Below are 23,863 nucleotides of genomic sequence, written 5' to 3' on the forward strand. Positions count from 1 at the left end.
ATCTAACCTTCTGCTCCGGACCCGTGGGTGGGAGGACTGTCGTGGCCGTGGTGCTCGTCGTGCTCGTGGTCGTGCTCGTGATCGGGGTGCTGCTCGGGGCGGCGGCCGCGTCGCGATGGGGACGCGCGCGGCCCGAGGTCCCGGCGGCCGGGGCGGCGGTCGTGGAGCCGCCTCCGGAGGAACGCGCGGCGGACGCGGAGATCACCGCGTTCGGCGAGGAACTCGACCGGCACCCGTTCACGCCCGCCCCGGACTCCGGTGACGAACTGATCGCCGAATACGCCGGCGCGCTGGACGCCTACGAGGACGCGAAGCGGCACCTGGCGGACCGGCACCCGCGCCGGGCGGAGTGGGCGCGGGAGGCCGTCGCGGACGGGCGGGCCGCGCTGGCGCGGCTCGACGCGCTGCTGGACGGACGGCCGGTGCCCGGGCCGCCGTGCTTCTTCGACGCCCGGCACGGCGCCGCGACCACCGAGGTGCCGTGGACGCCGGAGGGCGGCGTCGCGCGGAAGGTGCCGGTGTGCGCGGCGGACGCCGTCCGCATCGCCGAGGGGCACGCGCCGATCCGGACGGGACGTGCGCGGCGTCCGGCGCCCGCCCCGCGCCCGGCGGCGCCGAACACGCCGTCGGACGCGACGATGCGGCATCGCGGGACGGGCGACGGCACGGTCTCCGTGCGGCGCCCGGCGGCGTCGCCGGTGATCCTGTCGGTGGAGAGCACGGACGGCATCCGGGTGGCGCGGGCGACCGGAGGACGGGCGCCCGCGCTGCGGTCGCCGCGCGCGGTGCGGGCGCGGCTGCCGTTCCCGGCCGAGGGCTCGGCGAAGTGCCGGTTCAAGGTCACCGCCGCCGGTCGCTGGACGATCACCGTCGAGCCGCCGGACACCGCGGTCGCGTTCGTCTCCACGGTGCGGGGCCGCGGTCCCGAGGTGCTCGACTACCAGGGGAGGGCGTCCCTGGTGGTGGTGCGGCACTGGGGCCGGGGCCCGGTCCGCGTGGTGCGCCTCGACCCCGCGTTGCGCGAGGCGGAGATCCTCTTCCAGGGCAAGGGCGACTGCCGCGGCGAGCTGGCCCTGGACGGCCCGTGCCTTCTCGCCGTCGACGGCGTGGGGGAATGGACGGTCGCGCCCACCCGGTGACCGGTCACGGGCGGCGTGCCCTCGAGGCCCGCCACGGCGAGACCGGGGCCGGTGGAGGTAGATTCCTGTGATGGACGATCGACCTACTCTTGAGGACATCCGGCGGGCGCCGAAGGTGCTGCTGCACGATCACCTGGACGGCGGGGTGCGGCCGGGGACGGTCGTGGAGCTGGCGGAGAAGAGCGGGTACGCGGGGCTGCCCGAGACGGACCCGCGGGAGCTGCGGGCGTGGTTCGAGGCGGCCTCGGACTCGGGGTCCCTGGAGCGGTACCTCGAGACGTTCTCGCACACCGTCGGGGTGATGCAGTCGGCTGACGCGCTGGCGCGGGTCGCGTACGAGTGCGCGGAGGACCTCGCCGCCGACGGGATCGTGTACGCGGAGGTGCGGTACGCGCCGGAGCTGCACACGCGGACGGGCATGCCGCTGGAGCAGGTCGTGGAGGCGGTGCTGGACGGCTTCGCGCGCGGCGGCCGGGACCACGGGATCCGGGTCGGGGCGCTGCTGACGGCGATGCGGCACCAGGCGCGGTCGAAGGAGATCGCGGAGCTGGCGGTGCGGTACCGGGACGCGGGCGTGGTGGGGTTCGACATCGCGGGGGCGGAGGCGGGGTACCCGCCGACCCGGCACCTGGACGCGTTCGAGTACCTGCAGCGGGAGAACGCGCACTTCACGATCCACGCGGGCGAGGGGTTCGGGCTGCCGTCGATCTGGCAGGCGATCCAGTGGTGCGGCGCCGACCGGCTGGGGCACGGCGTGCGGATCATCGACGACATCGAGGTCGAGGGGGACGAGCCGCGGCTGGGGCGGCTCGCGAACTACGTGCGGGACAAGCGGATCCCGCTGGAGATGTGCCCGACGTCGAACATCCAGACCGGCGCGGCGAAGTCGATCGAGGAGCACCCGATCGGGCTGCTGCGGAGGCTGCACTTCCGGGTGACGGTCAACACCGACAACCGGCTGATGAGCGGGACGACGCTGTCGGAGGAGTTCGCGAAGCTGGTGGACGCGTTCGGCTACGGGTGGGACGACCTGCAGTGGTTCACGGTGAACGCGATGAAGTCGGCGTTCGCGCCGTTCAACGACCGGCTGGAGCTCATCAACGGCGTGATCAAGCCGGGGTTCGCGCAGCGGAAGTGGAGCGGGTCGCGCCCCCTGGCATGATGCGGGCATGACGATTCGTTCCACCGGCGGGCGCGTGGCCGCGTTCGCGTGGCTGGCGTTCGCCGCGCTCAACATCGCGGACCTCGTCTTCGGCTTCACCGGTGACCCCGAGCACTCGCCGACGACGTACCTGATCGCCGCCCTGCTGCTGCTCGGCTGCGGCATCGCCTACACGGTCGGGCTGCGGCCGGCGATCGTCGGCGACGACGACGCGCTGACCGTCCGGAACCCGCTGCGGGACACGCGGGCGCCGTGGGGGGCCGTCCGGTCGATCGAGGGGCGGGAGGCGGTGGTCGTGCGGTTCACCGGACCGGACGGCGATCAGCTCCGGACCCGCGCGTGGGTGCACCAGACGTCGCCGCGCGCGCAGGCCAAGGCGGAGGCGCGCGCGCGGAAGCAGGACGCGAGGCTGGGCGCGCAGATCAAGGGCCGGACCCCGGCGAAGTTCGCGGCGGAGCGGCTCAACGAGATGCGGGACCGGCAGCGCCCGAAGACCCGGTCGGGCGCGCCGGACAAGGCCGCGGCGGCGCGGGACGCCGAGGACGTGCGGGGATCGGTGTCGTGGTCGATCCCGGCGATCGCGGCCCTGGCGGTCCCCGGCGTCGCCGTGGTGGTGTGCGCGATCCTGGCGTTCGTCAGCTGACGAGCTGCGCCACGTCCCGCCGGAGCGCCTCCAGGGCCGCCTCGGCGCGCCCGCGGGCGTCCGCGACGTCGCCCTCGACGGGCACCACCGCCTCCAGGTAGCACTTGAGCTTCGGTTCCGTGCCGGACGGCCGGATCACCACGCGCGCGCCGCCCGCCAGGCGGAACCGGAGCCCGTCGGTGGGCGGGAGCCCGCCGGACGGACGAGCGAGGTCGTCGAACGTCTCGACGGCCCGGCCGCCGAGGCGCGCGGGGGGTTCGGCGCGCAGCCGGGACATCGTCGCGGCGATCTTCGACAGGTCGTCCACGCGGACCGACACCTGCGCGGTCGCGTGCAGCCCGTACCGGCGGGCCTGGTCGTCGAGGAGGTCGAGCAGGGTGCGGCCGTCGCGCGCCGCCTCGGCGGCGAGCGCGGCGACGGCGAGCGCCGCGGAGACGCCGTCCTTGTCGTTGACGGGGACGCCCCGGTCGTCGCCGACGCTGTAGCCGAGGGCCTCCTCGTAGCCGAAGACGAGCCGGTCCGCGTCCGTCCCCGCCTTCATGATCCACTTGAAGCCGGTGAGCGACTCGGCGAACCGGACGCCGTGCGCGCGGGCGATCGACCCGAGCAGCGACGACGACACGATCGTGGTGACGACGAGCCGGTCGCCGCCCGACGTGTGCCGCAGGACGTGCTCGGCGAGGAGCCCGCCGACCTCGTCCCCCGTGAGGACCCGCCACCCGGACGGCGCCGGGACGGCGACCGCGCACCGGTCGGCGTCCGGGTCGTTCGCGATCACGAGGTCGGCGTCCCGCTCGGCGGCGAGGGCGAGCGCGAGGTCGAGGGCGCCCGGTTCCTCCGGGTTCGGGAACGCGACGGTGGGGAAGTCGGGGTCCGGGTCCGCCTGTTCGGGGACGACGGCGGGCGCGGGGAACCCCGCGGCGGCGAACGCCGCGCGGAGCACGCCGAGACCGACGCCGTGCATCGGCGTGTAGACGATCGAGACGTCGCGGGCGTCGCCGAGGCGGAGGCCCGACACGGCGTCCAGGTACGGGGTCAGGTCGTCGCGGACCCTCCAGGCCGTCCCGCGCGGAAGCTCGTCCACGCGGCCCACGGCGTCGATCGCGGCGGAGATCTCGGCGTCCAGCGGCGGCACGATCTGCGCGCCGTCGCCCCAGTACACCTTGTAGCCGTTGTCGCGGGGCGGATTGTGGCTCGCCGTCACCACGACGCCCGCGGCCGCCCGGGACGTCCGGACGGCGTGCGCGACGACGGGCGTCGGCACCGGTTCGGCGAACACCTCGACGGTGTGCCCGGCGCCGGTCAGGACGGCCGCGGTGTCGTCGGCGAACGCCGCGGACTTGTGCCGGGCGTCGAACCCGACGACCACGTGCGCGTTCGCGGGGAGCGTCGCGGCGAGCCCGGCGGCCGCCCGCATGACCGTGACCCGGTTCATCCGGTTCGGCCCCGCGCCCAGCTCGCCCCGCAGCCCGGCCGTCCCGAACTCCAGCCGGGACCCGAACCGGTCGGCGAGCGCCCGCCCGTCCCCGGCGTCCAGGACGGCCCGCAGCTCGGCGCGCGTGCCGGGGTCGGGGTCCTGCGCCAGCCACTCCTCGGCGGCCTTCCGGAAGTCGCTCACAGCTTCGACAGCACGGTCGCGAGCAGGGAGCCCATGCGGCCCGCGGCGGCGCGTCCGGCGGCCAGGACCTCCTCGTGGTCGAGGGGCTCGTCCGACAGGCCCGCCGCGATGTTCGTGACCAGCGAGATGCCGAGGACGTCCGCGCCGCCCTGCCGGGCCGCGATCGTCTCCAGCACCGTCGACATGCCGATCATGTCGGCGCCCATCGTGCGCAGCATCCGGATCTCGGCGGGCGTCTCGTAGGTCGGGCCGCGGAACGCCGCGTACACGCCCTCCGCGAGCGTCGGGTCGACCTCGCGGGCGAGGGCCCGCAGCCGCCCCGAGTACGCCTCGGTCAGGTCGAGGAAGTCCGCGCCGGTCAGCGGGTTCGCGCCCGTCAGGTTCAGGTGGTCGGAGATCAGGATCGGCTCCCCGACGTGCTGGGTCTCCGGCCGCAGCCCGCCCGCCGCGTTCGTGAGGACGATCGTGCCCGCGCCCGCGGCGACGGCCGTCCGGACGCCGTGCACGACCGGGTCCACGCCGCGTCCCTCGTACAGGTGCGTGCGGCCGAGGAACACCAGCGCGCGGCGCCCGGCGACCTCCACCACCCGGACGCGGCCCGCGTGCCCCTCGACGGCCGGCGGCGGGAACCCCGGCAGGTCCGTGACCGGCAGCTCGGCGATCGGGTCACCGAGCGCGTCGGCGGCCGGAACCCAGCCGGACCCCATCACGAGGGCCACGTCGAACGCGTCGATGGACGTGCGCGCCCGCAGCTCGTCCGCCGCGGAGCGCGCCAAGGTAAAAGCGTCGTTGCTCACAAAGCCGACACTACCGGGACGTCCGCCCGTCGCCCGAACGCCGATCAGTCGCCGATCGACGCGCACGGGCGGTTGCGCAGCTCCTTGACGTAGTCGTCCGGGGCGCCCGCGGCCTCGGCGGCGTCCGCGAGGATGCCGAGGTAGCGGGCCGACGGCAGGCCGCCCTCGTAGTCGTCGAGGACGTACATCCAGCAGAGCGCCTCCCCCTCGAGGGTCTGCACCCGGACGCGGATCTTCCGGTAGACGCCGAGGGCCGCGCCCTCCCAGCCGTCCAGTTCCTTCTCGTCCCAGCCGGGCACGTCGTAGATCACGACGAAGACCTGCTCGGCGGCGTCCTCGACGACGGTCGCGAGCGCCCCTTCCCAGCCCTTGTCCTGCCCGCCGAAGGTCAGCCGCCAGCCGGTGAGCCAGCCGGTGCCGCGCATCGGTGAATGCGGGGCCCGGGCCGCCATCTGGTCGGGGTCCATGTTGGAGGCGTACGCCGCGTACAGTGCCACGCCGCCCAAGGCTACGCGACGTGACGCCGCGGTTCGCCTTTGGCGCCGCCGATGGAAGCGATTGGACTTGTCACTGCCCTGAGTAGGAAAGAATCGGGGATATGACCCGCATCGTCATCATCGGAGGAGGACCGGGCGGTTACGAGGCCGCTCTCGTCGCGGCGCAGCTCGGCGCCGACGTGACCGTCGTGGAGCGCGACGGCCCCGGCGGGGCGTGCGTCCTGACCGACTGCGTGCCCTCGAAGACGCTCATCGCCACCTCGACCCGGATGGCGGTCATGTCGGAGTCGGCGGCCCTCGGGCTGCGGTTCAGCGGCGGACCGGACGGGATCGTCGGCGGCCTCGAGGCCGACATGGCCACCGTGAACAAGCGCGTCAAGGACCTCGCGCGGGCGCAGTCGTTCGACGTCGCCGAACGGCTCGCCTACGAGGAGGTGAAGATCGTCCGCGGGGAGGCGCGGCTGGTGGAGCCGCACGTCGTCGCGGTCGGCGAGCGCCGCATCCGGGCCGACATCGTGCTGATCGCGACCGGCGCCACGCCGCGCGTGCTGCCCGGCGCCGAACCCGACGGCGAGCGCATCCTGAACTGGCGGCAGCTCTACGACCTGCCGGAACTGCCGGAGGACCTGATCGTGGTCGGGTCCGGCGTCACCGGCGCGGAGCTGGCCGGGGCGTACCTGTCGCTGGGCTCGAAGGTCACGCTGGTGTCGTCGCGGGACCGCATCCTGCCGACCGAGGACGCCGACGCCGCGTCCGTCCTGCAGGAGGTGTTCCTGCGGCGCGGCATGAACGTCATGTCGCGGTCCCGTGCGGCGAGCGTGGAGCGGTCCGGGGACGGCGTGATCGTCACGCTGGAGGACGGCGCCAAGGTCGAGGGCTCGCACTGCCTGATGACCGTCGGGATGATCCCGAACACGACCGGGATGGGGCTGGAGGACGTCGGCGTCGAGTGCGACGAGCGCGGGTTCGTCAAGGTCGACAAGGTGTCGCGGACGTCCGTCCCGCACATCTACGCGTCGGGGGACTGCACGGGGATCCTGATGCTCGCGTCGGTCGCGGGGATGCAGGGCCGGATCGCGATGTGGCACGCGCTGGGCGAGGCCGTCCAGCCGCTGAAGCTCGGATGGGTCGCGTCGAACATCTTCACCGACCCCGAGGTCGCGTCGGTGGGCGTCACGCAGCACATGGTCGACTCGGGGGAGGTCAACGCCCGGACGGTCATGCTGCCGCTGTTCACGAACGCGCGCGCCAAGATGCAGGGGTTCGAGGACGGCTTCGTGAAGCTGTTCTGCCGGCCGTCCACGGGGATCGTCCTCGGCGGGGTCATCGTCGCGCCGCGCGCGAGCGAGCTCATCCTCGGGGTGTCGGTGGCGGTGCAGCAGCACCTGACCGTCGACCAGGTGGCGCACACGTTCGCGGTGTACCCGTCGCTGTCGGGCAGCATCACCGAGGCGGGCCGCCGCCTGATGACCGAGCACGCGTACTGAGCGGGTGCGCCGATCGGGCCCGCCGGACGGGACCCGATCGGCGGGGCGGGCGCGTCACCGCACGCGGGGCGGCTCGGCGAGGCCGTGCCGCCGCAGCCGGGCCCGGCGCAGCTCGTCCGCCGTGACCGCCACGGCGAGCAGGCTCGCGGCCAGCGCCATCAGCGGCACCGACACGTGCACCCACCAGGGGCCGGGCAGCAGCGCCAGCACCGCGCACACCGGGATCATCAGGCACACGTGCCGCCACAGCAGGCGGCCCCGCCAGCCCGCGTCGGTGAGGTCGTGCCGGACCCAGTCGTGATTTCCGGGCGGCAGCGGGAGCCCCAGCGTGTACCGGACCTGCCCCCACGGCCCCGGGTCGCCTGGGATGCGCGCCATCGGGCGGCCCCCTAGAAGCCCCCGAAGTCGCCGAACCCGCCGCCGCCGAAGTCGCCGCTGCCGAAGTCCCAGCCGCCGCCGACGTCGCCGCCCTCGCCGCCGAACCCGCCGGACATGTCGCCGCCGTAGCCGCCGAGCCCGCCCGCCATCATCGAGCCGAGCATGGTGCCGACCATCAGGCCGCCGAGCAGGTCGAACCCGCCGTAGCCGTAGTAGTACCCGCCCGCGTACGGCGCGTACGCCGGGCCCGCGTTGTAGTAGGGCCGCCGCCCGCCGTGGTACGGGACCATCCGGACGTCCGGGTCGGTGCCGTGCAGCACCGCCCGCGCGTCCGCCTCGCACGCCGGGACGGACCGGGCCGTGCCGCCCGGGGGAGCCCACACGACGTCCTTGACGGACGGGCCGTGGTTCGGGTTGAAGAAGCAGGGCGCGCGGCGTTCCGGCACCTCGTCGCCCGCGAGCCGGGCGCGGGTCGCGAGCATGAAGAACCGGCCGTCCTCCAGCGCCCGCGTGACGTTCTGCATGTCCTCGGGACGGGCGGCGCGGTCCGTCGCCCGCTTCGCCTCGTCGTAGGAGTTCATCGCGCGCTCGTAGTCGGCGCGGATCGCCGGGTCGAGCTTCCGGTCCATGACGTCGAGGTCGAGCCGGGCGATGTCCTCGCCGAGGAGCGTGACGTCCTCCTCCACGCCCTCCTTGAGCTCCGCCATCTCCTCGGCCTGCCGCTCCCGGCGGCGCTTGCGCGCCACGAGGAACACCGACATCGCCGCCGCGACCAGCGCGATCACCAGGCCCAGCATCACGTACCCGACGGTCGCCGCCGACGCGGCGTTCGCGTCCACGCGCCGCTCGGCCCGGTCGCCGAAGTCGATGATCCGGTCCTTGAGCGGCTGCCCGTTGGTGCGGGTGATGATCTGGTTGATCTCCCGCTCGTCGAGCTTCTGGGAGATGCCGGCCATCAGCCGCCCGTCCGCGGTGACGCCCACGTAGGTCTCGCCCTCGCCGACGCGGTTCGCGACGGAGACGAGCATCTGCCCCATCCGCTGCTGGGTGACGTCGTTGCCGACGACGACGGCGCGGACGTCCGCGTCGCCGAACCCGTCCAGCCTGGACTCGATCTGCCGCCGGTCCGCCGCGCTCAGCGCGTTCCCCGCTTCGCTCGTCACGTACAGCCGGGAGTCGACCAGCCCGTGGGCGATCTGCCCGACGGTGTCGTCGGCCCGCGCCGGCGCGGCCTGCGGCGCGGCGGGCGCGGCCGGGGCGGCCGCGACGTGCTGGACGGACGCGGCGGGGCGCGGGGTGTCGGGGGCCATGGCCGAGGCGGCCGCGGGGGAGGCGAGGCCGACCATGACGGCTCCCGCCACGAGCGCGGGAAGCGCCGCGCGACGAGCCGTCCGGGCCGTCCGGTTGTCGGAGCTCATGCTCCTAGTCTGCCTCGCCGGAGAGCCGGACAATCAGCTTGTCATGCCCCTTTTTCGGAAATCCCGAACCGGTGCGGAGGCGGGCCGCCACGCTGCGTGTCCGCGAGTCCGGTTCCGGACCCGGAGAGACGCCCGGGTGCCGTCCCCGGCGGGGAAGCGGCACCCGGACAGTGGAGCGGGACCGGACGGCGGTCCTTGATTCAGTCCTTGATGTCGCAGATGGACGCGCCCGCGGTGACCGTCTGGCCGACCTCGGCGGACAGGCCCGCGATCGTCCCGGCCTTGTGCGCGGTCAGCGGCTGCTCCATCTTCATCGCCTCGAGCACGACGACCGTGTCGCCCGCCGCCACCGTCGCGCCGTCCGCCGCGACGATCTTGACGATCGTGCCCTGCATCGGGCTGACCAGCGAGTCGCCGGACGCCTGCGCGGCGCCGCTCTTCTTGCCCCCGCGGCGCTTGGCGGGCGCCTGCCCGGCGGCGCCCGCGGCGGCCGACGCGCCGAGGCCCGCCGGGAGCACCACCTCGATGCGCTTGCCGCCGACCTCGACCGTGACCCGCTCCCGCTCGCCCGCGGCCTCCTCGTCGGCCGGGGCGGCGGTGAACGGCGGGATCCGGTTGTCGAACTCCGTCTCGATCCACCGGGTGTGGACGGCGAACGGCTCGGCGTCGTCCGCGGGGACGAACGCGGGGTCGTCCAGCACCGCCCGGTGGAACGGCAGGACGGTCGGCATCCCGTCGATCGCGAACTCGGCGAGGGCGCGGCGCGCGCGCTCCACGGCCTGGCGGCGGGACGCGCCGGTGACGATCAGCTTCGCGATCAGCGAGTCGAACGCCTGCGGGACCGTCTGCCCGGCCACGTACCCGGAGTCGAGCCGGACGCCCGGCCCGTTCGGCGGGTCGAACACGGTCAGGGTGCCGACGGCCGGGAGGAAGCCGCGCCCGGCGTCCTCGGCGTTCAGCCGGAACTCGATCGAGTGGCCGCGCAGCTCGGGGTCGCCGTAGCCGAGCTCCTCGCCGTCGGCGATGCGGAACATCTCGCGGACCAGGTCGACGCCCGCGACCTCCTCGGTCACCGGGTGCTCGACCTGCAGCCGCGTGTTGACCTCGAGGAACGAGATCGTCCCGTCCTGGCCGACGAGGAACTCGCAGGTGCCCGCGCCGACGTACCCGGCCTCCTTCAGGATGGCCTTCGAGGAGGTGTAGAGCAGTTCGAGCTGCTTCTCCGACAGGAACGGCGCCGGGGCCTCCTCGACGAGCTTCTGGTGGCGGCGCTGCAACGAGCAGTCGCGGGTCGACACGACGACCACGTTGCCGTGCTTGTCGGCGAGGCACTGCGTCTCGACGTGCCGCGGCTTGTCCAGGTACCGCTCGACGAAGCACTCGCCGCGGCCGAACGCGCCGACGGCCTCGCGGACGGCCGACTCGTACAGCTCGGGGACCTCCTCGAGCGTCCGGGCCACCTTCAGCCCGCGCCCGCCGCCGCCGTACGCCGCCTTGATCGCGATCGGCAGCCCGTGCTTCTTCGCGAACGCGACGACCTCGTCGGCGCCCGACACCGGGTCGGTGGTGCCCGCGACCAGCGGCGCGCCGACCTTCTGCGCGATGTGCCGCGCCTGCACCTTGTCGCCGAGCGCGGTGATCGCGGCGGGCGGCGGACCGATCCAGGTCAGCCCGGCGTTCTCCACCGCGGCCGCGAAGTCCGCGTTCTCGGACAGGAAGCCGTAACCGGGGTGGACGGCGTCCGCGCCGGCCTCGGCCGCGATCTTCAGCAGTTTCTCGATGTCCAGGTAGCTGTCGGCCGCCGTGGAGCCGCCGAGCGCGTACGCCTCGTCCGCGACCCGCACGTGCAGCGCGTCCAGGTCCGGCTCGGCGTACACGGCGACACTGGCCAGCCCCGCGTCGCTACAGGCACGGGCAATTCGGACCGCGATCTCGCCGCGGTTGGCGATCAGGACCTTGCGCACGTGGGTCTCCTCCCTCAACCTCGCACCGCGCAGTCTAGATAATCGCCGTTCCACGTTTTCGTAAGCCCCTCCTTATAGGGGCGGAACCTCCGTGTTCATAGGGGTAGGAGCGGGATCCGCGTGTCCCGGCCAGCGGGACCGCCGGACATGCCGAGGGCCCGCACCCGGGCGGATGCGGGCCCTCGGACGGCCGGGCGGCGCCGGGCCGGGGACCGCCGGGGCGCAGGTCCGCGGCCCCCGCCGGCGCCGCCCGGCCGGAGTGGCGCATGTCTCAGCGGTTGTAGCGGCGGTTGAACCTCTCGACCGCTCCGGTCGTGTCGAGCACGCGTCCCCGTCCGGTGTAGAACGGGTGGCTCGCCGACGAGACGTCCACGTCCACCACCGGGTAGGTGCGGCCGTCCTCCCACTCGACGGTCCGGTCGGCGGCGGCCGTGGACCGGGTCAGGAAGGCGTGGCCGGCGGCGCGGTCGCGGAAGACGACGGGGCGGTACTCCGGGTGGATGCTGTGCTTCATGTCCCCGTCAACAGGGTGGCAACGGTTTTCATTCCCCGGCCGGGCGGGAACGGTGCCGGGTGGCGGAACCCCGCGCGCGAAGAGGCGGTTCGTCCGGTTCTCCGCGGGCCCGGACGGGGCCCGGGGACGGCGTGTATCTTCGCCAATGATCAGTGGGAGGAGGAGGCATGGTCCGCCTGTGGCTGCGGGTCTTCCTGGCGGCCGCCCTCGTGGCCGCCTGCCTGCAGGTGCCCTCGTCGGCGACGCTGCGCGGCGCCCCGCGGGTGGACGGCGAGACGACCGAGCAGCTCGCCGCGGTCGCGCGGACGCTGCTGCAGCGCCGCTCGCAGGCCCTCGTGCAGACGCGGGACCGCGACCGGACCCGGCTGCCCGAGGAGATCCTCGGCGTCCGTATCTCCCCGCAGGTCGCGCGCGTGCACGCCGATGCCGTCCGGGAGCTGGAGAACCGCAACCGGGCGCCGGTCGAGGGCGGGCCCGCCTACACCGGCGCGCGGACGACGCTGGACACGGCCGAGGCGGTCCGCGTCGGCGACGTGGTGGCCCTCGAGGCCGTCGAGCACACGGTCGTCCGGTACGACAGCGGCAGGGTGCGGCAGGACGTGCGGCGCCGGTTCGAGTTCAAGGACGTCGACGGGCGGCTCACGCTGATCGGCGAACGCGTCCTCGACCCTGCCGTCCGGCCCGTGAACGACCCCGTCCGCGCGTCCCGCTGAATGCCGGGAAAGCGCGGCGCCGCCGCACTCTGAATTTTCCTTGACGCACGGTAATTGACCGGGTCACAAGCGTGCGGGGCGCCGCCTCCGGCGTGGCCGAAGGCGTGCGTGCCCGGGTGTTACGACCACATCCGGTCAGGACAGGGCGGCGGAAATGTCCGCCTATCTCCGGCAGATCGGCCGCGTGGCACTGGATTCCGATGATCCCCCGGGCGTAGGCTGGCGCCATTCTTTACGAAAGGCCACAGTGATGAGCGGTGACAAGCGCGGCGCCAACATCGGCGAGCTCGAGGAACTGTCCCGGATCTTCGCCAAGCACGGCCGGAACCTCGACGCCCTGATCAGAGACCTCAACGGCCGCACGGTCAGTTCCAGCGCCGTCTGGTGGGGGCCCGGCGCCGACCGGTTCCGCGCCGCGTGGGCCGAGGCCAAGACCGCCTTCGACAAGATGGCCATCGCCCTGGAGCAGGGCAGCCAGGACATCAAGCGCTCCCAGCAGAACATCGAGGCCGCGACGCGCTGACGCCTCGCCCGAGCCGCGGGTCCCGGCCCATCCCCCCGAGGCCGGGGCCCGCTCCTTTCCCGCCCGCCGCCCGCTACGGGCGGGTCTCCACGGAGACGTGCGGCGCCAGCGCGCGGAGGAAGCCGGGGGCGTCGAAGAGCGCGCCGGCGGACGCGACGCCGACCGTCCGGGTCCGTCCGGTGAGGATCCGGCCGACCGCCTCCACCGCGAGCGGCGCGGTGACGGCGTAGATGTCCTGGCCGCTCGCCACGGCGCGGCGTTCCTCATCGCCGTTGCGCACGAGGACGTCCACGAGGAAGGTCTGCGCGGAGCGCCCGTGCTCGTCGGCCGCGGCGGGCTCGGGCGTGTCCGGGGACGACACGTCCCTGGCCGCCTCGACCGCCATGTAGGTGCGCACCTCGGGGACGGCCAGATGGCTCGGAATCGTGATCACGTCGGCCATCGTGAACTCCCCGACGACCTCCCGCGGGCCCATCGGATCGGGGAAGGTCCACTTCACGGTGGGCGGCGCGTCCGTCCGGTACTCCAGCCGCCCGTTCGCGTAGCGGACGCGCCTGCCGTCCCGCCGTTCCCGGGAGACCCGGCCCGAGACGCGCGTCCCCTCCGTGGGGTGCCAGCCGTCCAGCCCGTACGCGACGTGCACCTCGTCGGCCGCCGTCCAGCCGCCCATCGCCGCCGTGGCCAGCAGGTCGCCCAGGCCGCCGAAGAAGGCCATCGCGGGGACGATCACCGTCTCCGCTGCGCGGGCGCGGTCGGCGAAGTGCGCGAACGTGTCGGCGTTGGCCTCGATCTCCGCCGCCACGTCCACGTACGGGATCCCGGCCCGCAGCGCCGCCTCGATCACGGGAGCGGCCGTCGCGGCGAACGGCCCGGCGCAGTTGATCACGGCCGCCGCGCCGGCCAGCGCGCGGTCGAGCGCGGCCGGGTCGTCGACCGGCGCGGGGCGGGCCTCCAGCCCGGACTCGGAGGCCGCCGCCCGGAGCCTGCCGGCGTCGCGGCCGGAGAGCACCGGGACGAACCCGCGCTCCCGCAGTTCCGCCACCACGAACCGTCCGGTGTGCCCGTAAGCGCCGTACACCGCCACCCGCTGACCCGACCCCATGTGACTCTCCCGTCCTCGGACCGATCGACTGCGGAAATCCTGGCAGCGGGGACTGTCCGGCCGTGAGTGTCCGGAACGCCATGATGCATACAATTCCGGACATGCGAACTGTCGCGCTGGCCGTCACGGACGGGATGCTGCACTTCGAACTGTCCCTGGCGTACGAGGTCTTCGGCTCCGCCCCGGCGAGCGTGACCGTCCCCTGGTACGACGTCACCGTCTGCGGACCGGCCGCCGTCCGGGTCGGCCGGTTCCTGCTGGAGCCCGACGCGGGGTTCGAGCGGCTCGGGGACGCGGGCACCGTGATCGTCCCCGGCTGGGCCGACGTCGACGCGCCCCCGCCCGCCGGGCTGGTCGACGCGGTGCGCGCGGCCCACGAGGCGGGCGCGCGCGTGGTGTCCCTCTGCACGGGCGCGTTCGTCCTCGCCGCGGCGGGCCTGCTGGACGGGCGGCGCGCCACCACGCACTGGGCGCACACCGCGGCCCTCGCCGCCCGCCACCCGCGGGTCGAGGTCGACCCGGACGTCCTCTACGTGGACAACGGCGGCGTGCTCACGTCGGCGGGCAAGGCCGCCGCCATGGACCTGTGCCTGCACCTCGTCCGCCTCGACCACGGCTCGTCGATCGCCAACGCCGTCGCCCGCCGCCTGGTCGTGCCGCCGCACCGGGACGGCGGCCAGGCGCAGTTCGTCACCGCCCCGGTGCCCGACCGGGACGACCACCCGCTCGCCGCCCTGCTCCCCTGGATCGTCGAGCGGCTCGACCGGCCCCTGACGGTGGAGGACCTGGCCCGCCGGGCGGGGATGAGCACCCGCCACCTGGGCCGCCATTTCCGGGCGGTGACCGGGACGACCCCGCTGCAATGGCTGCTCGTCCAGCGGATCCGCCGCGCCCAGGAACTGCTGGAACGGACCGACGACGGCGTCGACGCCATCGCGGCGGCCGTGGGCATGGGCACCGCCACGACGCTGCGCCGCCACTTCAACCGCACGGTCGGCGTGCCCCCCGACACCTACCGCCGCACCTTCCGCGCCCGGACCGGCCCCGGGCCGGACGACCCGGAGCCCGCCGCCGGCCGCGGCTAGTCGCCCGCGACCGGCGGCGGCAGGGCCACCTGGATCTGCGTGGCCGTGCCGGTGGCGACGAACAGGCCGCGGCCGCTCGGGCCGGCGAGGGGCGCGTTGCGGGGCAGCCGGAGGCCGAACAGGTCGCCGTCGTCCGGGGACTCGATCGACAGCAGGACGCCCGACCGCGAGCGCCGCGCGTCCGCCAGGAACCCCCGGTAGCCGCGCCCCAAATCGGTGGTCGTGCCGCCGATGACGACCGCGTGCTCGCCGTCCCGCGCCGTCCGCAGGACGTCGCACAGCGCGTCGTCGAGGTCCGTCTCGTCCAGCAGCTCGGCGTCGTCCACGACCACGACGTACCGGTGCTCGTCGCCGATCGCCGCCTCCAGGTCGCCCGCGTCCGCGCCGGACGCGAGGACGCCGAGCACGCCCGGACGTCCCGACAGCAGCCGCAGCGGCGACCGGCGCGGCGTCACCAGCACGACCGGGACGAGCCCGCCGCCGACCGCCGGGTCCAGCAGCGAATGGACGATCGTGCGGAGCGTCGTCGAGCGGCCGGAGCGCGGCGGCCCGGCGACCGCGAACCCGGGGCCCTCGTTCAGCAGGTCGATCCCGACGGGCGCGAGGGTGTCGCCGCCGACGCCGACGAGCGCCCACAGCGCGGACGGCGCGAGGAACTCGGCGTCCAGCGCCATCGCCTCCCGGTAGGTGACCCGCACCGGCAGCTCGTCCACGTGCAGCGGGCGGCGGCGGCGCGGCAGCCGCCCGTACCGGGCGACGCAGCCGCGCGCGATCTCCTGCAGGGCCGCGACCTGCGCGGTCCCGGACGGGTCGTCGCCGAGCAGCCCGATCTGCGACTCGCGCGGCGGCGCGCCGGGCACGGTGGCCTCCAGGGCGCGGCCGGGCGGCATGGCGGCGGGGACGTGCCGGTCCTGCAGGCCCGCGTAGCCGTAGTCGTTCGGGTCGGCCATCCGCAGGATCAGCCGCCGGTCGAACACGGTGGAGATCTGCCCGGACAGGCCGGTGCGGTCGCCGGTGAACACGGCGCGCAGGCCGACCGCGGCGCCCTCCCGCAGCAGCCGGAGGATCTGGTCCACGAGCCGGCCGTAGTCGTAGTGCTCGAACGCGCCGAGGAACCCCTCCCAGCGGTCGAGGAGCAGCACCATCCAGGGCAGCCGGTCGGTGGCGGCGACGGCGGCGCGCTGCTCGGGCAGCGACGCGAACCCGGCCTCGGCGAACATCTGCTGGCGCCGCGCGACCTCGGCCGACAGCGCGGTGATCAGCCGTTCGCAGCGGTCGAGCTGGTCGCGGGTGACGACGGCGCCGCAGTGCGGCAGCGCCACCAGGGGCAGGAGGGCGTTCGCGCCGCAGTCGACCGCGTACAGGTGCGCGTCGAACGGCGAGCACGCCCCCGCGAGGGATCCCGCGATCGTGCGGAGCGCCGTGGAGCGTCCCGACTGGGCCGCGCCCGCGAGGTACAGGTGGCCGCCGGACGCCAGGTCGAGCGCCAGTTCCTCCCGCGACTGGACGGCCGGCAGGTCGGTGATGCCGAACGCGATCGGCGGGACGTCCACGACCGACCCGCCCGCCGCCGTCCTGGGCGTCAGCCGGACCCGCTCGGGCAGCGGGTTCAGCCACGGCGACGGCTGCCGCGCGATCCCGGCGCGCCGCGCGGCCTCGTCCACGGCCTGCACCAGGACGGCCAGGTCGGTGACGGCGGCGGCGTCGTCGGGGGCCTCGCGGGGCGCGGGCGGCGGGTGCCCGAGGCCCTGCCAGGGGAGCGGCAGGACGGTCGTGCGGCGCGCGGCCGTGCCGGGCCGGCGCCCGCCGATCCGGGCGGACTGCACGGCGTGCGGCGCCGCCGCGCCCGACCGGACGTAGCAGCGGCCCGGCAGCGACTTCGGGATCTGCACGGCGTCGGCCGAGTCGAGCACGTCGGTGGAGTCGTCGGCGCCGGTCACCCGCAGCGCGATCCGCAGGTTCGTGTTCGCCCGCATGTCCGCGGTGACGACCCCGGCGGGCCGCTGCGTCGCGAGGATCAGGTGGACGCCGAGGGAGCGGCCCCGGCGGCCGATGTCGACGAGCCCGGCGACGAAGTCGGGCAGCTCCTCGACCATCGCGGCGAACTCGTCGATGACCAGGACGAGCCGCGGCATCGGCGGGGACGCGGGCGTGCGCCCGTCGATGTAGTCGTCGATGTCCTTCGCCCCGGCGGCGAGGAGGAGTTCCTCGCGGCGCCGCAGCTCGGCGGCGAGCGACTCCAGCGCGCGTTCCGTCGCGTGGCCGTCCAGGTCGGTGACCATCCCGACCGTGTGCGGCAGCTTCGCGCACTCGGCGAACGCCGAGCCGCCCTTGTAGTCGATCAGCACGAACGTCATCTCGTCCGGGCGGTTGGCGACGGCGAGCGACGCGATGAGCGTCTGCAGCAGCTCGGACTTCCCGGCGCCGGTCGTCCCCGCGATCAGCCCGTGCGGGCCGTCCGCGCGCAGGTCGATCTCGTACGGTTCGCGGCCCGCCCGTCCGGGCCCGGCCCCGCCGGAGCCGACGCCGATCGGGACGCGGGTCGTCCGCCCGCCGGTCCGCGTCCAGGCCCGCAGGACGGCTTCGGCGGTGGGGTCGGGCATGCCCAGCAGGTCGAGCAGCCGCACGTTCGCGGGGAGGGACTCCTCGGCGTCCTCCCTGGACACGTCCCGGACGGGCGCGAGGGCGCGCGCCACCCGGTCCGTCCAGGCCGGGGAGACCTGGTCGGCGAGCACGGGACCCACCGCGTCGAGGTTTTGCCCCTGGAGGTGGACGACGGCCGGGTACTGCGGGTCCCAGGACGCGACGGCGCCGCATTCCTCGGGGAGGAGCCGTTCCTCGTCGTCGATGCAGATCGCGTAAAGGCCGTACTCCGCACCGCGCGACAGCAGCATGGGCATGCCCGGGACCCGCCTCAGCGCGCGCGCCCCGTCCAGGACGATCAGGATGTTGTAGGGGACCGAGTCAGCGGGCTTCGCCTGCCCGCCCAGGAACTGGGACTCGGCCTGGGACGCGCGCCGCCGCTCGGTCACGCGCATGGCCAGCTCGGTGATGCGGTGCGCGATGGACGACTGGTCGGTGCCGACGAGCGCGGTGCAGTCCTCGTCCTCGCGCGGCGCGCAGTGCGGCAGCCAGCGCACCCAGTTCCACTCGTCGGCCGCGTCCGGCTCGGCCGACAGCACGACGATCGCCAGGTCGCGGGGGCTGTGCAGGGCCGCGGCCTGCCCGACCAGCCAGCGGGCCAGCGCCCGCGACGCGGGCCGCGGACCGGTGAGGCCCAGCACGCCGACGTCCGCCAGCGGCAGCGCCACCGGCACCTGCCGCGCCACCGGCGCCGGCACCGGCGCGCCGTCGCCCGCCCCGCCGTCGACGAGTTCGACCCGCGCCGGCAGGTCGGCGAGCCCGACCCGCAGGTGGAGGACGTCCGGGTCGTCGCGGCGCCGCTCCCACAGCCGCCGCCGGGGGCCGGTCGCGGTGAGCAGGACCTCGGCGGGGTCCGGGTGCAGGGCGCGGCGCTCGTCCTCGTCCGCCCGCCGCAGCCGCTCCAGCTCGCCGTCGAAACGTCCCGCCTTGTCGTGGTACTCCCGCAGCGCCTTCTTGTACGACTTGCGGCCGTGCAACCGGTCGCCGACCCACTCGCCGATCGTCATCAGCGGCCACGCCAGCGCGAACAGCGCCCACCACCACTGGCCCAGCGCGAACGCCATGACCAGGCCGAACGCCGAGAACAGCAGCGCACCGAACAGCCGCAGCCGCTCCCGCGGGTTGCGCTCCGGCCGCCGCGGCACCTCCAGCCGCCGGGCGCGCCGCGCCGGGGCCAGCCGGGGCGGCCGGTTGAACGCCATGCCGCCCTCGGGCAGCGGCTCCAGGTGCGTGTCCGGCGCCGCCCCGGGCGCCAGCGTCAGCACGCTCGCGCCGACCGACAGCATCCCGCCGGTCGCCCACGTCGCGGGCTCCTCCAGCGGCGCGCCGTCGAGCTCCGCGCCCGGCGCGACCGGCGCCACCCGCACGCCGTCCGGCGCGACCGTCACCCGCAGCGCCCGCGGCCGCACCGCCGGGTCGTCCAGCCGCACGTCCACATCGTCGCCGGACCCCAGCGTGCACTCGCCCAGCCCCAGCCGGTGCACCTTCCCGGCCGCCGGCCCGCCCACCACGCGCACCTCGGCCAGCCCGGACGGCTCCGCCACCACGGTCGCGGCCGCGCCCGTCCGCTCGACCGCCACCACCGCGCCGTCCCGGAGCTCCTTCACCGCGCGGGCCTGCGGGTCGAGCATCCGCCCGTCCACCCACAGCGCCCGCCGCTCCGCCTGCGGGGCGGTGCCGCCGGTGCGCTGCAGCGCGTCCTTGGAGAGGCGCGGCGTCGGCGCCGTCACGGAAGCCTGCTGCGCGCGCCCCTCCAGCGCCGCCGCGAGGGACCGGGCGACCCCGTCCACGGTGGCGTCCGCGTCGACGTTGACCACGACGTCCCGTGGCCCGCCGCCGGTCAGCGCCGTGAACGAGATCCGCATCGAAGCCCCTCCATCGTGCGCCGTTTCCCGTGCGCGGCGCAGCCGTCCGGGACAGCTTAATTAACGAGCACTTCCCGGCAGGGCCGGACGCGGAGGACGGGCGAACCGGGAGAGCATTTCCGGTCGCGCCCATTCGGTGAACGGGACGGCCGGATTTCACCTCGCCTGGACGATCTCCTTCAGCGCGTCGTCCAGCGAGGTGGGCTTCATCCCGAAAGTACCTTCGAAGGCGGACGAGTCCAGGATGTACGGCCTGTCGAACTGGTAGCGCGTCTCCCGCAATTCGCGCACGAACGGACTGACCGTCCCGATCGCGTTGAACACCGGGCGCGGGACCCGGGAGATGCGCGGCTTCGGCGCCCCCGCGATCTCGCACAGCCGCTCGGCGGCGGCCAGCGCGGACACCGCCGGCGCGGTCGGCACGTGCCACGGGCGGCCCCACGCGCGCTCGTCCGTCCCGGCGATCGCCAGGGCCTCGGCGACGTCCGGGAGGTAGGTCCACGCGTGCGGGATCGACGGGTCGCTCAGGAACATCACCCGCTTGCCCGCGAGCAGCGGCTTCACGAACCGCACCTCGCCCAGGTACGCCTGGTCGGTGCTGCCCGGCCCGTAGTAGTCGGACCCGCGCAGCTCGGTGACCCGCACCCGCCCGGCCTCGTGCGCGGCCAGCATGTCCTGCCACATCTTCGCCCGGACCCGGCCCTTCGTCCCGGTGGCGGCGAGCGGCAGGTCCTCGGTCATCGGGCCGTCCACCGGCCCGTACCCGTACAGGTTCCCGAGCGTGACGAGCACGGCCCCGCTCTTCTCGGCCGCGTGGAGGAACGCCGCGGCCATCGGCGGCCAGTCCCGCGCCCACCGGGGGTACGGCGGGTTCACGCAGTTGTAGATCGCGTCCGCGCCCCTCGCGACCGACGCCAGCCGCTCGCGGTCGGCCACGTCCGCGGCGACCTTCTCGACGCCCTCCGGGCCCGAGCCCGAGCGCGTCACGACGACGACGTCGTGTCCACTCTCCAGCAGCCGCTCGGCGAGGTGCGCCCCGACCTGCCCCGCCCCGGCGATCACGTGCTTGCCCATGGTCCTTCTCCTTGTGAGTGTCGTCTCAATGATCATGCGGGTTCGCGTCGACGAACCACGCGCCCTATCTGTTTCGCTGTTGCCTGCTGCTCGCGTTGCCTACTGCTCGCGCTGCCTACCGTTCGCGCCGCCCGGGCTCGGCGTGCCGGCCATCGGCGTCTCCCTTGGAATCGGTGTTCCGTTCTGAGAGCAATGCTCTCCCACGAGTGCACCGTTCGTCAAGAGCGATGCTCTTGTTTTGTTGCGGCGCTCTGCTAGCCTCGCGGCATGAGCGCTGGACGGACGGCACGGGAACGGGTTCGGGCGGAACTGATCGCGGAGATCACCGATATCGCCCGGCGGCAGCTCGCGTCGGCCGGGGCGGCGGGGCTGTCGCTGCGCGCGGTCGCCCGCGAGATGGGGATGGTGTCGTCGGCGATCTACCGGTACTTCCCCAGCCGCGACGATCTCCTGACGGCCCTGATCGTCGATGGGTACAACGCGATCGGCGCGGCCGTCGAACGGGCCGACGACGTCGTGCGCGGCGAGCGGCCGGACGCGTTCGGGGAGCGGTGGCTCGCCGTGTGCCGGGCCGTCCGCGCGTGGGCGCTCGCGCATCCGCACGAGTTCGCGCTGCTGTACGGGTCGCCCGTCCCGGGCTACCGGGCGCCGCAGGACACCGTCGCGGCGGCCGTCCGCGACACGCGCGTGTACGCCCGGATCGTCACCGAGGCGCACGCGGCGGGCGCGCTCGACCCGCTCGGCCCGTGCCCGCCCGCGCCGGCCGCGCTCGCCGCCGACATGGGCCGGGTCCGCGAGGGCGTGGGCCTGGACGTGCCGGACGACATCGCCGCGCGGGCCGTCACCGCGTGGTCGGGCCTGTTCGGGACGGTGAGCTTCGAGTTGTTCGGCACGTTCAACAACACGATCGAGGACGGCGCCGCCTACTTCGACCACTCGATGGTGCTCCTCGGGCGCCTCGTCGGCCTCGCGGCGTCCTGACGGCCGACTCCGCGGTGGCCCGGTCGGCGCTTTCCACGATGGGAAGGTGTGGGCCTTTCGCGACGGGCAAACGATTCGCGCCCCGGTCTGCCGTTAGCCGCACGGTTTCGACGCCGCAATCGCCGTTTTCCGTCACCAAGCCATTTAGTGCCGATACGCCTGCCGTGGACACCGGAAAGGCGCGCGCCCGGGCGCGGGCGGGCCCGCCCGCAGGGCGATCCCGGTGGGCCGCCCACGGTCCCGGCGGGCGGCCCGTGGGAATCTGGCGACGTATGTGACTGCCGGTAAGTGTGGAAGTGTCTGGAGAAATCCCTGGTCATCGCGGTCGATCGCCGGTTCCGCGTGCACGGCCTCGGCGAATCCATTGACGCGGCGACGCCGCCCCCGCGAGCATGGATCGCTCGATGTTGCGCGCGGACCCGTGAGGCGGGGCCGCGGCGGGGCGGGAAGGAGCGCGTGGGCAGCGCCATGAAGGCCAACCAGTCGACCGCCGCCGGAGGCCCGTCCGGCGCCCCCTCCGGCGGCGCACCCCTCGGGGGCGCACCCACCGGCGGCGCGCCCGGGCTCGGCCGTTCCGGGCTCGGCGCCTCCGGCGGGCAGCGGCTCCCCACGCCGCCGCGGGAGCGCAAGCCCGCGCTGGCGGCGCTCGCGGTCCTGCTGATCCTCGGCGGCGCGCTCGCCAGTGCCTACCTCGTGGTGGCCAGCGGCGACCGGGTGTCGGCGATCGTGGTCGCGCAGCCGGTCGCGGCCGGGCAGCGGATCCCCGAGGCCGCGCTGCGGGAGGTGCCGATCGGCGACACCGGCATCGAGTACCTGAGCTGGTCCGAGGCGGCCGCGGTGACGGAGCACTACGCGACCGTCCCGCTGGTGGAGGGAACGCTGCTCACCAACGCGATGATCAGCCCCACGAACGACGCCGCGTCCGGACGTCTCGTCGTCGGGCTCGCGCTCAAACCGGGGCAGCTCCCGGTGGGCGGTGTCGTGGAGGGCAAGCACGTCACGGTGTACGCGGTCGGCGGCGAGGAGGGCGCCGCCCGGCCGGGGACCGTCCTGGCCGCCGACGCGATCGTGGTCGGCGTCGGCGCGGGCGGCGGCGGCGACACCATCGCCGGCGAACGGCTCAGCGCCGGCCTGACGACCGTGGACGTCGCGGTCCCGCCGGGCGACGCCGCGGACGTCGCGACCGCCGCGTCCGCCGGGGCCGTCGCGATCGCGCTGATCCCGCCCGGGACCGAGACGAAGTCCGGCGGCGCGTCCCCGCCGCCCGCGGCGGAGACGCCCGGCAGCGGCCAGGCGCGGGGCGGCCCCGGACAGGGGACGCCGACACAGGGCACGCCGACACAGGGGGCGCCGACACAGGGGGCGCCGCCGCAGGGCGGGCAGCCGTCCGGCGGCGCGCGGACGCCCGGCACGGGCGGGAACTGATCGTGGCCGTCATCGCGCTCGCGGCCGACAAGGGGGCGCCCGGCGTCACCACGGCGGCCGTCGCCCTCGGCGCCGTGTGGCCGCGCCCGGTGCTGGTCGCCGAGTGCGACCAGGCGGGCGGCGACCTCGTGTACCGGCTGCCCGCCGCCGAGGACTCCGGCGAAGGCGGCATCCTCAACCCGTCGCGGGGGCTGCTCAGCCTCGCCGCGACCGCCCGGCGCGGGCTGCGCCCCGACCAGATCGCCGAGCACTGCCAGCGGCTCGTCGGCGGCCTCGACGTGCTCGTCGGGGTCACCAACGCCGAGCAGGCGCAGGCCATGACGTGGCTGTGGGGGCCGCTCGGGCGGGCGTTCGCCGGGCTAGACCCCGTGGACGTCATCGTCGACTGCGGGCGGCTCGGCGCCGGGTCCCCGCTGACCGACCTGCTGCGCGAGGCCGACCTCGTCGTCCTGCTCACCCGCGCGACCCTCGAACAGGTCGCGCACCTGCGCGAACGCGTGTCCGCGCTGGGCGGCGAGCTGCGCGGCGGCCCGCCGCTCGGGGTGCTCGTGCTCGCCGACCCCCGCGACTTCCGCGGCTCGATCGCCGAGGTCGACCGCATCGTCGCCGGCGCGGGCGCGTCCCACGCGCCCGCCGCGCCCGGCGCACCCGGCCCGCCCGCGCCGCCCGTCACCGTCCTCGGCGGGCTCGCGCTCGACCCCAAGGGCGCCGACCTGCTCGCGGGCCGCTGGGGCGGCCGGCTGGACCGCTCGCTGCTGATCCGGTCGGCGCGGGAGGTCGCCGGCGAGCTCGCCGGGCGGATCGCCGCGAACCCGCGCCGCGACGCCGCCGCGCG

20 protein-coding genes are annotated in these 23,863 nt (G+C 75.0%); 10 read left to right on the forward strand and 10 right to left on the reverse strand.

What is annotated here, in order from left to right:
• Window positions 1–41: 41 nt before the first annotated feature.
• The 3 genes from ACFQ11_RS19560 (at window position 42) to ACFQ11_RS19570 (ending at window position 2,944) form a co-directional block, all read left to right on the forward strand.
• A complete protein-coding gene (locus ACFQ11_RS19560) occupies window positions 42–1,139 on the forward strand; it encodes a hypothetical protein (protein ID WP_378300559.1) in 1,098 nt (365 codons plus the stop codon).
• 70 nt (window positions 1,140–1,209) lie between these two features.
• The gene (locus ACFQ11_RS19565; RefSeq protein WP_378300561.1) at window positions 1,210–2,301 is read left to right on the forward strand and encodes an adenosine deaminase; all 1,092 of its coding nucleotides are present in this window, start codon (window positions 1,210–1,212) and stop codon (window positions 2,299–2,301) included.
• A 7-nt stretch (window positions 2,302–2,308) separates the two neighbouring features.
• Window positions 2,309–2,944, forward strand: coding sequence for a PH domain-containing protein (locus ACFQ11_RS19570; RefSeq protein WP_378300563.1), 636 nt, complete (start codon window positions 2,309–2,311; stop codon window positions 2,942–2,944).
• On the opposite strand, the gene ACFQ11_RS19575 is transcribed toward ACFQ11_RS19570, so the two are convergent.
• The 3 genes from ACFQ11_RS19575 to ACFQ11_RS19585 are packed head-to-tail and all read right to left on the reverse strand — an operon-like array spanning window position 2,937 to window position 5,856.
• Window positions 2,937–4,562, reverse strand: a complete 1,626-nt coding sequence (locus ACFQ11_RS19575; protein ID WP_378300565.1) for a phospho-sugar mutase — start codon at window positions 4,560–4,562, stop codon at window positions 2,937–2,939. The genes ACFQ11_RS19570 and ACFQ11_RS19575 overlap by 8 nt on opposite strands.
• Complete coding sequence (locus ACFQ11_RS19580; protein ID WP_378300567.1) at window positions 4,559–5,359, reverse strand: purine-nucleoside phosphorylase; 801 nt, start codon at window positions 5,357–5,359, stop codon at window positions 4,559–4,561. Before ACFQ11_RS19580 ends, ACFQ11_RS19575 begins: the two co-directional genes overlap by 4 nt.
• A gap of 44 nt (window positions 5,360–5,403) precedes the next feature.
• Window positions 5,404–5,856 carry a gamma-glutamylcyclotransferase gene (locus tag ACFQ11_RS19585; protein ID WP_378300569.1) on the reverse strand — a complete coding sequence of 151 codons (453 nt, stop codon included), beginning with the start codon at window positions 5,854–5,856 and terminating at the stop codon, window positions 5,404–5,406.
• A gap of 101 nt (window positions 5,857–5,957) precedes the next feature.
• Here ACFQ11_RS19585 and ACFQ11_RS19590 point away from each other — a divergent pair, with 101 nt between their 5' ends.
• A complete protein-coding gene (locus ACFQ11_RS19590; protein ID WP_378300571.1) occupies window positions 5,958–7,343 on the forward strand; it encodes an NAD(P)H-quinone dehydrogenase in 1,386 nt (461 codons plus the stop codon).
• 54 nt (window positions 7,344–7,397) lie between these two features.
• Here ACFQ11_RS19590 and ACFQ11_RS19595 read toward each other — a convergent pair whose 3' ends face one another.
• From ACFQ11_RS19595 to ACFQ11_RS19610, 4 genes are all read right to left on the reverse strand, one after another.
• A complete protein-coding gene (locus tag ACFQ11_RS19595) occupies window positions 7,398–7,721 on the reverse strand; it encodes a DUF5313 family protein (RefSeq protein ID WP_378300573.1) in 324 nt (107 codons plus the stop codon).
• Between the two features lie 11 nt (window positions 7,722–7,732).
• A complete protein-coding gene (locus ACFQ11_RS19600) occupies window positions 7,733–9,139 on the reverse strand; it encodes a hypothetical protein (protein WP_378300575.1) in 1,407 nt (468 codons plus the stop codon).
• 200 nt (window positions 9,140–9,339) lie between these two features.
• Complete coding sequence (locus tag ACFQ11_RS19605) at window positions 9,340–11,103, reverse strand: acetyl/propionyl/methylcrotonyl-CoA carboxylase subunit alpha (RefSeq protein ID WP_378300577.1); 1,764 nt, start codon at window positions 11,101–11,103, stop codon at window positions 9,340–9,342.
• A gap of 271 nt (window positions 11,104–11,374) precedes the next feature.
• Window positions 11,375–11,617 (reverse strand): type B 50S ribosomal protein L31, encoded by a 243-nt coding sequence (locus ACFQ11_RS19610; protein ID WP_378300579.1) that lies wholly within the window; start codon window positions 11,615–11,617, stop codon window positions 11,375–11,377.
• Between the two features lie 167 nt (window positions 11,618–11,784).
• Between ACFQ11_RS19610 and ACFQ11_RS19615 the strand changes: the two genes are divergently transcribed.
• Both ACFQ11_RS19615 and ACFQ11_RS19620 read left to right on the forward strand, forming a co-directional pair.
• On the forward strand, window positions 11,785–12,330 hold the full coding sequence (locus tag ACFQ11_RS19615; protein WP_378300581.1) for a hypothetical protein: 546 nt from the start codon (window positions 11,785–11,787) through the stop codon (window positions 12,328–12,330).
• Between the two features lie 250 nt (window positions 12,331–12,580).
• Window positions 12,581–12,853: a WXG100 family type VII secretion target gene (locus tag ACFQ11_RS19620; RefSeq protein ID WP_026402572.1), complete on the forward strand. Its 273-nt coding sequence runs from the start codon at window positions 12,581–12,583 to the stop codon at window positions 12,851–12,853.
• A gap of 73 nt (window positions 12,854–12,926) precedes the next feature.
• On the opposite strand, the gene ACFQ11_RS19625 is transcribed toward ACFQ11_RS19620, so the two are convergent.
• On the reverse strand, window positions 12,927–13,955 hold the full coding sequence (locus tag ACFQ11_RS19625; RefSeq protein ID WP_378300583.1) for a saccharopine dehydrogenase family protein: 1,029 nt from the start codon (window positions 13,953–13,955) through the stop codon (window positions 12,927–12,929).
• A 101-nt stretch (window positions 13,956–14,056) separates the two neighbouring features.
• Between ACFQ11_RS19625 and ACFQ11_RS19630 the strand changes: the two genes are divergently transcribed.
• A complete protein-coding gene (locus ACFQ11_RS19630; protein ID WP_378300585.1) occupies window positions 14,057–15,040 on the forward strand; it encodes a helix-turn-helix domain-containing protein in 984 nt (327 codons plus the stop codon).
• Here ACFQ11_RS19630 and ACFQ11_RS19635 read toward each other — a convergent pair.
• Together ACFQ11_RS19635 and ACFQ11_RS19640 are read right to left on the reverse strand one after the other, a co-directional pair.
• Window positions 15,037–19,548: an FtsK/SpoIIIE domain-containing protein gene (locus ACFQ11_RS19635; RefSeq protein ID WP_378300587.1), complete on the reverse strand. Its 4,512-nt coding sequence runs from the start codon at window positions 19,546–19,548 to the stop codon at window positions 15,037–15,039. The genes ACFQ11_RS19630 and ACFQ11_RS19635 overlap by 4 nt on opposite strands.
• Window positions 19,549–19,704: 156 nt before the next feature.
• Complete coding sequence (locus tag ACFQ11_RS19640; RefSeq protein ID WP_378300589.1) at window positions 19,705–20,622, reverse strand: NAD-dependent epimerase/dehydratase family protein; 918 nt, start codon at window positions 20,620–20,622, stop codon at window positions 19,705–19,707.
• A 267-nt stretch (window positions 20,623–20,889) separates the two neighbouring features.
• Here ACFQ11_RS19640 and ACFQ11_RS19645 point away from each other — a divergent pair, with 267 nt between their 5' ends.
• The 3 genes from ACFQ11_RS19645 to ACFQ11_RS19655 form a co-directional block, all read left to right on the forward strand.
• Complete coding sequence (locus ACFQ11_RS19645; protein WP_378300591.1) at window positions 20,890–21,603, forward strand: TetR/AcrR family transcriptional regulator; 714 nt, start codon at window positions 20,890–20,892, stop codon at window positions 21,601–21,603.
• A gap of 456 nt (window positions 21,604–22,059) precedes the next feature.
• Entirely contained in the window at window positions 22,060–23,028 is a 969-nt protein-coding gene (locus ACFQ11_RS19650; protein WP_378300593.1) for a hypothetical protein, read from the forward strand.
• 2 nt (window positions 23,029–23,030) lie between these two features.
• Window positions 23,031–23,863 (forward strand): hypothetical protein (locus ACFQ11_RS19655; RefSeq protein WP_378300595.1); only part of this gene is annotated, 833 nt, incomplete at its 3' end.

It is taken from the genome of Actinomadura sediminis, assembly GCF_042675525.1.
GTDB lineage: Bacteria > Actinomycetota > Actinomycetes > Streptosporangiales > Streptosporangiaceae > Spirillospora > Spirillospora sediminis.

Coding starts and splice junctions, on each gene's coding strand:
- ACFQ11_RS19565 (WP_378300561.1), top strand. CDS start 1,210: ATGGACGATCGACCTACTCTTGAGGACATCCGGCGGGCGCCGAAGGTG.
- ACFQ11_RS19570 (WP_378300563.1), top strand. CDS start 2,309: ATGACGATTCGTTCCACCGGCGGGCGCGTGGCCGCGTTCGCGTGGCTG.
- ACFQ11_RS19590 (WP_378300571.1), top strand. CDS start 5,958: ATGACCCGCATCGTCATCATCGGAGGAGGACCGGGCGGTTACGAGGCC.
- ACFQ11_RS19595 (WP_378300573.1), bottom strand. CDS start 7,721: ATGGCGCGCATCCCAGGCGACCCGGGGCCGTGGGGGCAGGTCCGGTAC.
- ACFQ11_RS19600 (WP_378300575.1), bottom strand. CDS start 9,139: ATGAGCTCCGACAACCGGACGGCCCGGACGGCTCGTCGCGCGGCGCTT.
- ACFQ11_RS19610 (WP_378300579.1), bottom strand. CDS start 11,617: ATGAAGCACAGCATCCACCCGGAGTACCGCCCCGTCGTCTTCCGCGAC.
- ACFQ11_RS19615 (WP_378300581.1), top strand. CDS start 11,785: ATGGTCCGCCTGTGGCTGCGGGTCTTCCTGGCGGCCGCCCTCGTGGCC.
- ACFQ11_RS19620 (WP_026402572.1), top strand. CDS start 12,581: ATGAGCGGTGACAAGCGCGGCGCCAACATCGGCGAGCTCGAGGAACTG.
- ACFQ11_RS19625 (WP_378300583.1), bottom strand. CDS start 13,955: ATGGGGTCGGGTCAGCGGGTGGCGGTGTACGGCGCTTACGGGCACACC.
- ACFQ11_RS19630 (WP_378300585.1), top strand. CDS start 14,057: ATGCGAACTGTCGCGCTGGCCGTCACGGACGGGATGCTGCACTTCGAA.
- ACFQ11_RS19635 (WP_378300587.1), bottom strand. CDS start 19,548: ATGCGGATCTCGTTCACGGCGCTGACCGGCGGCGGGCCACGGGACGTC.
- ACFQ11_RS19640 (WP_378300589.1), bottom strand. CDS start 20,622: ATGGGCAAGCACGTGATCGCCGGGGCGGGGCAGGTCGGGGCGCACCTC.
- ACFQ11_RS19645 (WP_378300591.1), top strand. CDS start 20,890: ATGAGCGCTGGACGGACGGCACGGGAACGGGTTCGGGCGGAACTGATC.